General features: G+C 52.4%; 1 protein-coding gene. It reads left to right on the top strand.

Annotated elements, in window-relative coordinates; genetic code table 11:
- Positions 1-205 precede the first annotated feature (205 nt).
- Entirely contained in the window at positions 206-1,399 is a 1,194-nt protein-coding gene (locus ACW9JC_RS30195; protein WP_457459630.1) for an RHS repeat-associated core domain-containing protein, read from the top strand.
- Positions 1,400-1,573: the final 174 nt, after the last annotated feature.

Here is a 1,573-nt window from a genome sequence, read left to right as displayed (position 1 = left end):
TCACCAATGATGTCGACTGACTTACCGCTATCGCGAGCAAGCTCAGCTCCTACAGGGGGTGGTGTTTGCCGGGGAAAATCGCTGGGACAAAAAAACACCAAAAGAGCGGGCATCTTCCCATTCCAACCTATCAGTTCTGCTAGTACACAAAAGAGGAAGCAAGGTGGATAGTTAAATCTCCACACATATTGCATGGATCGATTCTATGTTGACCCAACTGCGTTTATCGCTGTGCGAGTATCGATATGATCCTCTGGATCGCCTGACCGGTCATGCTCAACCGAACGCTCCCGTGCATCAGCGCTTCTATTGCATAAGTCGTCTCGCCACTGAAATACAGGGTGCATTGCGCAAGACCATTTTCCAGGTTGATGATCAGATTCTAGGGCAACTACAACGCCAGAACGATTCAATCGACGTCGCCTTGCTGGCTACTGATCAGCAACGTTCAGTCCTGCAATCGCTACAGAAAGGCAGCCTGCCACAGCCCATCGTTTACTCACCCTATGGCCACCATCGAGCCGAAAGCGGCTTGAGTAGTTTGTTGGGGTTCAACGGTGAACGTGCAGACCCGGTGACTGGGCACTATTTACTGGGTATTGGATACAGGGCGTTCAATCCGGTGTTGATGCGGTTTAACAGTCCGGACAGTTGGAGTCCGTTTGGTAGGGGGGGCGTGAATGCATATGCGTATGTCTTGGGGAATCCGATTGGGCGCACAGATCCGACAGGGCATGCGCCTTTGATAGGTATGGTGGGAGCGTTGAATGCTTTGCAGAAACATGCGGGCAAACAAGTTTCCTTCGTGGGATATCACGTTGGTAAGCCAAGCTCTGTTAGTGCGCTGCAAGTTGGTGGAGACGTTGCGTGGTCTGGCATGCACCGAGGAGGAAAACTTTTAGGAAAGGGGTTGTATGTGACTGAAAATCAAGCAAGTGCGGATGCGTTTCTGACGCGGGCCTTAAAGGGTTATTCCGGCGGTGAGCGTCCAGAAATTTTTGGTACTTACACGAATGTTCAGCCTAGACCTGAAATTTTACAATACGGGCCTGCGTTTCCTTCCGGCGTTGACCCGCAAAGACTTGCGCAATTTGATACCACCATTCGAATCCCAAGCAATCAATTCGACAGTCTTGTTTTTACAAGGGCGTCAGCCCCATCGCCAGTAGCAGGCACTCTTAATCGAGCTTCTGTCGCTAGTGCTCAAGGCCCTGGCCCTGGAGGTGGTGGAGGTGGTGCAGTCGCCGCTGCTCGATCTGTCCCTCACGTTGCTGCTCAACCTGTGCCTCCTGCGGTCCCGCAAGCTGAAAACATCGGACAACTTGTCGGCGCCTTTTTTCCTCTACCTCGATATTTAGCAGGCATACGGGGTGGTTCTCTGCGCGCTCCTGCAGCTTGAGTTTTCCCGGTCAGCGACTCGCGCATGTCACTGTATGACGAAGATTGTGCGCGCACAAAAGATAGGCGGTGCGAATTGACCTTTTATCGGGAGATCGTCTTGTTGCGGCGTGTTTGCCCAATGCCTGACAGGCTGACCCCAAAACCCTGTAGGAGCTGAGCTTGCTCGCGATAG

This window comes from Pseudomonas sp. SDO5591_S426, assembly GCF_054070755.1.
The sequence above is the reverse complement of the archived record's forward strand: the minus strand, read 5'-3'. Positions and strand labels throughout refer to the sequence as shown.

Bases quoted from the DNA above. Each gene is read 5' to 3' on its own strand.
- ACW9JC_RS30195 (WP_457459630.1), top strand. From the start codon at position 206: ATGTTGACCCAACTGCGTTTATCGCTGTGCGAGTATCGATATGATCCT.